This window comes from Caulobacter sp. 05L422 (genome assembly GCF_056397765.1).
On sequence record NZ_JBFTOB010000039.1, the window covers coordinates 18,781 to 28,752 of the forward strand.

The following is a 9,972-nucleotide window of genomic DNA, read 5'->3' on the forward strand; positions in this document are numbered from 1 at the left end:
CAGCAAGCATTAATCACGACGCTTCTGGAGGGCATGTATCGATAATCAAATTCGCCATCGACGATTCGTGACGCTTTTGCCAAAGCCCCTGTCACGTCAACAAGGCCCGATGAGATCTGATGAAGCGCCGAGCGAGGCGGTTTAGCGTCGGCACGTCAGCCGTCGCACAGCTATGTTGAGTCCTCCGCACGGGCGGAAGGTTCTGGCTGGCGCCACTAGCAGACTCTCGCATATGTCCAGCAAGACGACCTGCAACCGGATCGGGAATTCCTGCGACATTCCCACCCGCCACCCGATCATCAACAGCATGACGACCTGACCATGACCGCGTTCCGCATCGTTCCCGGCGACTTCGACGACGCCAGGGTCGTCGCCCTATTGGCCGGCCACTTCGCCGCCATGCGCTCGACCGCTCCGGAGGAGAGTTGCCACGTCATGCCGCTGGACGCCATGCGGGAGGCCGATCTCGACTTCTTCGCCGCCTGGGACGGCGAGGACCTAGCCGGCGTGGGCGCGGTCAAGCGATTGGATGAGGGACACGGCGAGATCAAGTCGATGCACACCGCCGCCGCCTTCCGGCGTCGCCGGGTCGGCCAAGCCATCCTGGACCATATTCTGGGCCACGCGGCCGCGCTGGGCCTCTCACGTCTGAGCCTGGAGACCGGGGCCAGCGACTACTTTGTCGCCGCCCGGGCCCTCTATGCCCGCAATGGCTTTTCGGATTGCGCGCCCTTTGGACCCTACAAACCTGACCCGAACAGCGTCTTCATGACCCGTTGCCTCTGAAGCAAGCCGGATGAAGATAGTAGGAAAATAATCCTACGAGTTTAGAGTCGTATCATCGAAGTCAGCGACAACTTCAGTGTTGGCAGTCGCGGTTTTTGACACTGGCCCCGATACCGCCGGCGTCGGAAGGCGAAGCGCAAATAGTTGGCCGCGGATTTTTGAAGCCAGCTCTCGCGAGTTCCGAGTCAGTCGCGAGTTGGGGTCAATTTTGGATAGGCTTCGGAGGCATAAAAAACGGACAATTGTGCCCACTACACATATAGGAATATATTCCTTCACCTTGAACTGGATCAACCCGGTCTGGGACCCTGCCGCTTTCGCGCGTAGGAAAATATTCCCACACCAGCTTGCGGACGTTGGGATCAACAGCAGCTCCGCCCGTCACACCAAAGTCAGGAGGTCGCCGCGAAGCACCAAGCTCGCCCTCTGCCCCGCCCTGAGATCGACGTCGAGCGTCGAGCCCGCGTGGACCACCGTGTGGCGGCCGTCGGCTCTGGCGGTCAGCATCGCGTCGGATAGCTTGCCGCCCGCCCAGCGGAGGTCGACCTCGATCGCGCCGCGGGCCCGCAAGCCTGTCATGTGGCCGGTGGGCCAGGCCGACGGCAGGGCCGGCAGCAGATGGATGCGGTCGTTGCGGCTTTGCAGGATCATCTCGGTCATGCCCGAAGTCCCGCCGAAATTGCCGTCGATCTGGAACGGCGGATGGGCGTCGAACATGTTCGGATAGGTCCGCTCGGGACCCAGCAACAGCGACAGGATCTTGTGGGCGTGGTCACCGTCGCCGAGGCGCGACCACAGGTTCAGGCGCCAGGCGATGGCCCAGCCGGTGGACAGGTCGCCGCGCGTGACGAGCGTGGTCTTGGCGGCCGCCGCCAGTTTGGGCGTCGTGTCGATCGAGATCTGGTCCGAGGGGAACAGGCCGTACAGATGCGAGACGTGACGGTGGTGGATGTCGGTCGCTTCGGCGTCCCAGTCCTCCTGCCATTCCTGCAGTTGGCCGCCCTTGCCGATCCTGTAGGGCGCCAGCTTGCCCCGCGCCGCCTTCAGCTCCGCGACGAAGGCCTCGTCGGCCCCGAGGATCGCCTCGGCCTTCAGGCAATTGTCGAACAGGTCCCTGACGATCGCCTGGTCCATGGTCGGGCCGGCGACAAGGGAGGAGCCGTGACCGTGATCGTTCTCTGGCGAGAGCGACGGGCTGGTGACCAGGACCCCGAACTTCGGATCGACCACCAGGGTGTCGAGGAAGAACCGCGCCGAGCCTTTCATCAGCGGATAGACCCGGGCGAGATACGCCTTGTCGCGGTTGTAGTCGTAGTGATCGTAGACGTGCTTGCACAGCCAGGCGCCGCCGGTGGGCCAAACGCCGTAGATCGCCCCGTCGATCGGCGCCGTGGCGCGCCAGAGGTCGGTATTGTGATGGGCGACCCAGCCACGCGCGCCGTACATCACCTTCGCCGTCGTCGCCCCGGTCTGGGCGAGGTCCGCCACCAGCGCGATCAGCGGCTCGACCAGTTCCGGCAGGTTGGTCGGCTCGGCCGGCCAGTAGTTCATCTCGGTGTTGATGTTGATCGTGTACTTGCTTTCCCAAGGGGCCGACGTCTTGTCGTTCCAGACCCCCTGCAGGTTTGCCGGCTGCCCGCCCGGACGGGAACAGGCGATCAGCAGGTAGCGGCCGTACTGGAAATAGAGCGCCGCCAGGGACGGATCGTCCGTGGTCGCCGACCGCCTGATCCGCTCGTCGGTCGGCAGCAGGTCGGCGCGGGTTCGGCCGAAGTCGACGCCGACCCGGCGGAACAAACCCCGGTGATCGATCTGATGGTCGGCCAGGATCGTCGCCCAAGGCTTGCCGGCCAGCTTGGCGAGCGTCGCCTTGTTGAGCGCGGTCGGATCGGCGGAGACGTCGTCGTACCGGCGATAGCTGGTCGCCGCGGCGATCAGCAGCAGCACCTCGTCGGCGCCCTTCACCGAAAGCTTGTCGCCCTCCCCGGTCACCTGACCGCCCTTGGCGCGGACCTGAACGCGACACTCGAACGCCAGCTTGGCGGGGACGCCCTGCTGGCTGTCGTTGGCGCCGCTAAGCACCAGCGCCTGACCCTCCACACGAACGAGGGGTTTGGATTTCAGCGGACTGACAATGCCCAGGTCCACCGTGATCGCCGCCTTGCGGCTGGCCGTCAGTCGCACCGCGATCACCCCGTCCGGGGCGCTGGCGATCACTTCGCGAACATGGCGCACGCCGTCGGCGGCAAAGGTCGTCCTGGCGATCGCCCCATCTATGTCCAGGTCGCGGACATAGTCGGTTCCCGCCTCGGCCAGGCCGGGGAAGTCGAGCTTCAAATCGCCGATCGTCTGGTAGGACATCTGGCGCTTGGGCGTGCCCATGAACTTGGCGTCGGCCAGCTTTGTGGCCTTGGCGTATTCGCCCGCGTCGATCAGCCGACGGATTTCCGGAAGCGCCGCCAGGGCCTCGGGATTGGCCGGATCATACGGGCCGCCGGCCCACAGGGTGTCCTCGTTCAGCTGCAGCCGCTCGGCCGCCACGCCGCCGAACACCATCGCGCCCAGCTTGCCCGAGCCGACCGGCAGCGCCTCGATCCATTCCCTGGCCGGCTGGCGATACCATAGGCGCATGGGCGAGGCCTTGGGCGGCGCGGCGCGGGCCGAGACGCCGCTCAAAGCCGTCGAAGCGCCAAGGGCGGCGAGCGTGGACCGGCGAGTCAGGTTCATCTAAATCTCGAAGCATGGTCGGAAATGGCAGACGCGGCTCAAGTGAATCAGGGCTGCACGCGCGCCCCGCCGCCTCATTACTCCGACAAAGTACGGAAACGCGACAGCGACGCAAGGTGGCTTCGCGACGCGATATCGGCGTTCGATTTTCCGACGTTAGCGCTACCATTTGTGGTTTTTGCTGACTAGGATGCTTGAGATTCAGCTGTAGACAGGCATCTGTCGTGTCATTTGCCGGACATAAAAACAACCGCGATCCAATCGCGGCGCTCGGAGGGGACTACGCCAGATGATCCGCCAAAGCCTCGTCGTCCTTGCACTCCTGGCCGCCGGCGCCGCGCAGGCCCGTGTCCCGCTCGAAACGCAGCAGCGCTTGACCGATGGCCGGCCGACCGGTCCGGAGGCGGCGTTCGAATGGTTCGACTATACGGGCGCCGATCCTTCGGACGCCGCGTTCAAGCCAACCGCGACACAGTACGCCAACCCGATCCTCAAGGGGACCTATCCTGATCCGGCCGTCATGCGGGTGGGCAAGGACTTCTACTTCGTCAGCTCGACCTTCGCCTGGTTCCCGGGGCTTCCGGTCTTCCATTCCACCGATCTCGTGCATTGGAATCAGATCGGCAACGCGATCGATCGTCCCGGCATGCTCGACTTCAAGCGGCTGGGCCTGTCGCGCGCCGTCTTCGCGCCGACGCTGAGCCATCACGACGGGCTCTTTTATATTCTCAACACCTGCGTCGATTGCGACGGCAACTTCCTGATCACGGCGAAGGACCCGAAGGGCCCCTGGTCCGATCCGGTGTGGCTGCCGGCCGTCCAGGGCATCGATCCCTATCTCTTCTTCGACGACGACGGCGACGCCCTGATCGTCTTCAACGGCGAGCCTCCGGGAAAGCCGGAGTACAGCGGCCACCGCGCCATCTGGGCGATCGGCTATGACGTCAAGACCCAGAAGACCGTCGGCGAGCCCAAGCTCCTGCTCGACAAGGGCGTCAATCCAGCCGCCAAGCCGATCTGGCCGGAAGGCCCGCACATCCTCAAGAAGGACGGCTGGTACTATCTGGTCGCCGCCGAGGGCGGCACCGCCGAGGGCCACAGTCAGGTGGTCCTGCGCTCGAAGAGCGCCTGGGGACCGTACGTTCCGTACGCGCACAATCCGATCCTGACCCAACGGGGCCTGCCCAAGGACCGCCCGCTGCCGATCACCTCGGCCGGCCACGCCACGCTCGTCGACACCCCGGACGGCAAGTGGTGGGCGACGTTCCTGGCGGTTCGCCCCTATGGCGACGATCTCTACAACACCGGTCGCGAGACCTTCCTGCTGCCGGTGGAGTGGAAGGACGGCTGGCCCGTCATCCTGGAGAACGGCCAGACCATCCCCTACGTCCACACCAAGCCCGCCCTGCCCGCGACGACGCCCACGCCGCCCCCGACCGCCGGCGCCTTCTCGGTTCGCGAGGAGTTCAACGGCAAGGCCTTGCCGCTGAACTGGGTCACCATGCGGATCCCGCAGCAGCGCTGGTGGCGGCTCCACGGCGGGAAGCTGATCCTGACCGCTCGCCCGGAGACGATCGGAGGCATGACCCAACCCTCGTTCTGGGGTCGCCGGCAGCAACATATCAACGCCAGCGCCTCGACCCAGATGCGCTTCGCTCCCAGCAAGGTCGGCGACAAGGCCGGCATGGTCGCCGTGCAGAACGACAACCACTTCTTCTTCCTGGGCGTGACCCGCGGCGTCGACGGCCAGGACAAGGTTGTGCTCGAGCGCCGCGCCGGCCCGAAGGACCCAGCCGACGGGGTGGAGGTCGCCAGCATGCCCGTCACGCTCAAGGCCAACGCTCCGGTCTGGCTGAAGATCACCGCTCGCGGCGGCCTCTATGATTTCTCCTATGCGCTGGCGCCCGGCCAATGGAAGACCCTGAAGGCCGGCGAGGATGGAACGATCCTTTCGACCAAGACCGCGGGCGGCTTCGTCGGCGCGTTGCTGGGGGTCTACGCCCATGACGGACAGCCAGGCGCGGCTTCGGGACGATGACGCACGCCGGGTCGCCGCCGAGCCAGCGGGACCTTCAATTCGACGACGTAAGCCGAAGGCCGCCCTCGAGCGCGGCCCGCGTTCAAGGGGATAAGAAATGATCCGTACAACTCGTCCGTTGGCCGCCTGCGCCCTGGCCATGGTGCTGGCCGCACCGACCCTTGTTCAGGCCCAGGGCAAGGCCGAGCCGCCCATCGCGTTGCGGATCGACGCCGGCGCGCCGGGGCCCAAGATCGACCGCAACATCTTCGGGCAGTTCGCCGAGCATCTGGGAACGGGCGTCTATGGCGGCGTCTGGGTGGGCCAGGACTCGTCGATCCCCAATACGCGCGGAATCCGCAAGGACGTGGTCGAAGCGCTGCGCGCCATCAAGGTCCCCAACGTCCGCTGGCCCGGCGGTTGCTTCGCCGACGAGTACCACTGGCGCCACGGGATCGGCCCGGCCGCGAACCGTCGCAAGACGATCAATTCCAACTGGGGCGGCTCGGTCGAGCCCAACACTTTCGGCACCGACGAGTTCATGGACTTCATCGATCAGATCGGCAGCGAGGCCTATGTCTCGGTGAACATCGGCTCGGGCACGGTGCAGGAGGCAGCCGAGTGGGTCGAGTACATGACCGCCGATCCAGCGACCACGGCGGGCCAGGAGCGCGCCGCCAACGGCCACCCCGCGCCGTACAAGGTCGAGTATCTGGGCCTGGGCAACGAAAGCTGGAGCTGCGGGGGCGCGATGACCCCCGCGTCCTACACCGATGAAATGAAGCGCTACGCCCGCTTCGTCCGGAACTACAATCCAAAGCAGACCGGCGCCGAGGCGATGCAGCGGATCGCCGTCGGCCCCAACCAGGCCGACCCCGCTTATACCGAAGCCGTGATGGCCTCCCAGAAGGGACACGACTGGGCCTGGAACATCGAAGGCCTGTCGCTGCACTCCTACACGACCGGCGGCTGGCCCCCTTCGTATTCCAGCACGAAGTTCGACGAGACCGCCTACGCCAAGCTGGTCAAGGAGACCCTGGGCATGGACGGCCTGATCACCCAGCACGCGGCGATCATGGACAAGTACGATCCCGAAAAGAAGGTGCCGCTGGTCGTCGATGAATGGGGCGTCTGGCTGGCGCCGCTCGAGAACACCAATCCCGGCTTCCTGGCCCAGCAAAATTCGTTGCGCGATGCGATCGTGGCGGCCCTGAACCTCAACATCTTCGCCCGCCACGCCGACCGGGTGCGGATGACCAACATCGCCCAGATGATCAATGTCCTGCAGGCGATGATCCTGACCGACAAGGACAAGATGGTCCTCACGCCGACCTATCATGTCTACAAGATGTACCTGCCCTTCCAGGACGCGACGTCCATTCCCGTCAGCTTCGACGCGGGGTCGTACACCCAAGGCGACGTCAAGCTGCCGCGCGTGGACGCCATCGCCGCGCGCGACACCCAGGGCAAACTATGGCTGGCCGTGACCAATCTTGATCCGGCTCGTCCCGCCTCCATCCTGGCCAGCATCGCCGGGGCCAAGACCGCGAGCGTCCACGGTCAGGTGCTGACCGCTCCGCGCGTCGATGCGGTCAACACCTTCGAGGCGCCGGGAGCCGTAACGCCCAAGCCTTTCGCCGCCAAGGCGGGCCGCGATGGACTCAAGCTCGACATTCCGGCCAAGTCGATCGTCGTGGTCCAGTTGGAACCGTAGAGGCGAGAATTCGGTCGGGCGAGGACGGCGGGGACGTCACCTACCGAGGTGATATCCCCGTCGGACGGCGCTCCCACTATGTGAAGGCGCGCCTCAAAACTTGCCAAGACGGGCTCCGTTGCGCTTATTGCAAAGCATGCAGCCCCGCAATCCAACGTCGCCGCCAACCGAGTCGCCGGACGAACCATCGATCCCACGCACGACGAAAGGATCGGGCCGTCGCCTGCGCGGCGCGGTGGCACACTATCTGGGCACGGCGATCGTCTCGGGACAGATCGCCCCGGGAGAGACGCTGACGGGCGAGATCGCCAATGCCGCCGCCTTGGACGTCTCGCGCAGCGCCTATCGCGAGGCCGTTCAGGTGCTGACCGCCAAGGGCCTGGTGGAGAGCCGCCCCAAGGCCGGCACGCGTGTCCTGCCGCGCAGCCGCTGGAACGTTCTGGACCCCACGGTCCTGGCCTGGGCGTTCTCGGCCGAGCCGGACCTGGCTTTCGTGCGCGACCTGTTTGAACTGCGGGCCGTGGTCGAGCCGGCCGCCGCCCGCTTCGCCGCCGAACGGCGCGACAAGGACGACATCAAGGCGATGAAGGACGCCCTGGCCAAGATGCGGCGCTACACGCTGGCGACCGAAGCCGGGCGGGCGGCCGACCGCGCCTTCCACGATGCCCTGCTGCGCGCCACGCACAACAGCGCGATGATGGCGCTGAGCGCCAGCATCAGCGCCGCGGTCAGTTGGACGACCGAGTTCAAGCAGCGCTCACGCGCCCTGCCCCGCGATCCCGTGCCCGACCACGCCAGGGTCTGCGACGCCATTGTCGCCGGCGATCCCGAGGCGGCGAGCGCGGCCATGCGCGCGCTCGTCGACCTGGCGCTCGAGGATACCCGTTCGTCCATGTGACGAACCAGCCTCAGGGCCTGCTCAGCGTGAAGCTGTCGACATCGATCCGCCCCTCACCACCGGCGGGATTGTAGCAGAACAACCCGAACTGCTCGCCCTGGAAGGTGCCGGTGCGCCAGTCGAAGGCCAGCGGGAAATCGCCGGGCATGGCGGTCCAGGCCTTGCCGTCGAGGCTGTAGGCCAGAGCGGTCTTGTCGGTGGTGAAGTCCATGTCGACCGAAAGCCAGAGATCGTTTAGCGGGACCGCGCGCGCCTCGCCGCGCGGTGTCGTCTTGGGTCCGGAGACGGTGCTTTCGACCAGGCGCGCGCTCAAGGCGCCCTGCCCGTCGGGCGCGCGGGCGACCACGATCTGGCTCGAGAACTTGCCGAACGTCCCGAAGCCGCAGGCGTCGCCGTTCTTCAGGCCCCGAACGTCCAGCTTGACGACGCCGCGCGCCTTGGGCCCCTGCCCTTTCTGCAGCAAGGTGTTGCGGGCGCTCCAGAAGTCCTGCGCCGTCGTCGCTTTCAGACGCAGGAAGCCGGGACGCTCGCTCAGCGACCAGCGGCTGTCATCGGGATTGTGGTTCCATTGCCATTGCCGGCCCAGCGCGCGGCCGCCGAAATCGTCGGAACTGGGCGGTTCGGAGAACGGCTCGCCCAGGATCGGCTTGGCGGCCACGTCCGGCACGCGCCCGGGCGCCTCGGGCGTGCCCCAGACCGGCCAGTCGTCGCGCCAGAACACCGGGCTGATATTGGTGACCCGACCGATGGCGCCGGCGTCGCGCATGACGAAGCCGTACCAGCCGCCGCCTGGCAGATCGACGAGCGCCCCCTGGTGGCCCCCGGTCGTGTCGTCGATCTGGTCGCGGGTCTCCCACGGCCCGGTCAAGGCCTTGGCCCGCGACACGGTCAGGGCCAGGCGTCGCGGAATAGCGTTGAACAGGTAGTACCAGCCGCCGCGTTTGATCAGCTTGGAGCCCTCAGCGCCCCGGATGTAGTGGATCGTTCGCTCCTCCGTGACGGCGGTCAGGTCGCCATTGAGGGTCAGCAGACGCACCGTCCCATCCGAACCGATGGAGGTGGCGATATACGCTTGTCCGTCGTCGTCGATGAACAGGCCCGGGTCGAACGCCTCCTGGTTCAGCTCGTGCATCGTCCAAGGGCCCCGCACGTCGGCGGCCGAATAGATGCGGCTGTTCTGTCCGACCGGCGTCACCACGATATAGAAGCGGCCCTTGTGATAGCGCAGACTGGGGGCGTAGACGCCGTGGCGATAGTCGCCGCCCCCGCTGAGATCATACTTCGGGTTGCCTTCCAGGCGCGGCATGACGTGGCCGGCGATGTCCCAGTTCACCAGGTCCCTGGAGTGCAGGATGGTCAGGCCCGGCGCGTTCACGAACGTCGTCGAGGCGAAGTAGAAGTCCTTGCCGACCCGGATGATGTCGGGGTCAGGATAGTCGGCGTAGAGCGGAGGGTTGTGATAGGTCCCCTGCCCGCTGTCGGCACGCCAGACCTGCCCCTGGGCGGCGGCGGCGCCAAGACCGGTCATTCCGACCGCCATGGCAAGCATCAGGCGGAACGATCGCGACATGGGCTTCTCTCGGCGCATCAGTGGTTATCCCTTGGCAGGCCCTTGGTCTGGGCGATGCGCTGGTACTTGACCGCGGGTTCCAGGACCGCGCCGGTCTCCATCTGGCCGACAATGGCCCGCTGGATCTCCTGCCAGGGCGTCTGGCTTTCCGGATATTTGAAGCCGCCGGCCGCCTCCAGCGCCTTGCGCCGGGCGACGATCTCCTCGGGGGTGACCAGCACGTCGACCCGCGACTTGCGCAGGTCGACCCGCACCCGGTC

6 protein-coding genes and 1 pseudogene are annotated in these 9,972 nt (G+C 66.2%); 4 read left to right on the top strand and 3 right to left on the bottom strand.

Translation table 11 applies throughout. From position 1 onward, the window contains the following. Window positions 1-321 precede the first annotated feature (321 nt). Window positions 322-786 carry a GNAT family N-acetyltransferase gene (locus AC1DMQ_RS25370; RefSeq protein ID WP_477036306.1) on the top strand — a complete coding sequence of 155 codons (465 nt, stop codon included), beginning with the start codon at window positions 322-324 and terminating at the stop codon, window positions 784-786. A 381-nt stretch (window positions 787-1,167) separates the two neighbouring features. On the opposite strand, the gene AC1DMQ_RS25375 is transcribed toward AC1DMQ_RS25370, so the two are convergent. Further along, window positions 1,168-3,513 (bottom strand): glycoside hydrolase family 95 protein, encoded by a 2,346-nt coding sequence (locus AC1DMQ_RS25375; RefSeq protein ID WP_477036307.1) that lies wholly within the window; start codon window positions 3,511-3,513, stop codon window positions 1,168-1,170. Between the two features lie 289 nt (window positions 3,514-3,802). Between AC1DMQ_RS25375 and AC1DMQ_RS25380 the strand changes: the two genes are divergently transcribed. From AC1DMQ_RS25380 to AC1DMQ_RS25390, 3 genes are all read left to right on the top strand, one after another. Beyond that, window positions 3,803-5,551 carry a glycoside hydrolase family 43 protein gene (locus tag AC1DMQ_RS25380; protein ID WP_477036308.1) on the top strand — a complete coding sequence of 583 codons (1,749 nt, stop codon included), beginning with the start codon at window positions 3,803-3,805 and terminating at the stop codon, window positions 5,549-5,551. Between the two features lie 97 nt (window positions 5,552-5,648). Further along, entirely contained in the window at window positions 5,649-7,244 is a 1,596-nt protein-coding gene (locus tag AC1DMQ_RS25385; RefSeq protein WP_477036309.1) for an alpha-N-arabinofuranosidase, read from the top strand. A 136-nt stretch (window positions 7,245-7,380) separates the two neighbouring features. Further along, the gene (locus tag AC1DMQ_RS25390) at window positions 7,381-8,142 is read left to right on the top strand and encodes a FadR/GntR family transcriptional regulator (RefSeq protein ID WP_477036311.1); all 762 of its coding nucleotides are present in this window, start codon (window positions 7,381-7,383) and stop codon (window positions 8,140-8,142) included. A gap of 10 nt (window positions 8,143-8,152) precedes the next feature. On the opposite strand, the gene AC1DMQ_RS25395 is transcribed toward AC1DMQ_RS25390, so the two are convergent. Beyond that, a complete protein-coding gene (locus AC1DMQ_RS25395) occupies window positions 8,153-9,712 on the bottom strand; it encodes a glycoside hydrolase family 43 protein (protein ID WP_477036310.1) in 1,560 nt (519 codons plus the stop codon). A gap of 17 nt (window positions 9,713-9,729) precedes the next feature. After that, a pseudogene (locus tag AC1DMQ_RS25400) lies at window positions 9,730-9,972 on the bottom strand (dihydroxy-acid dehydratase); the annotation flags it as partial.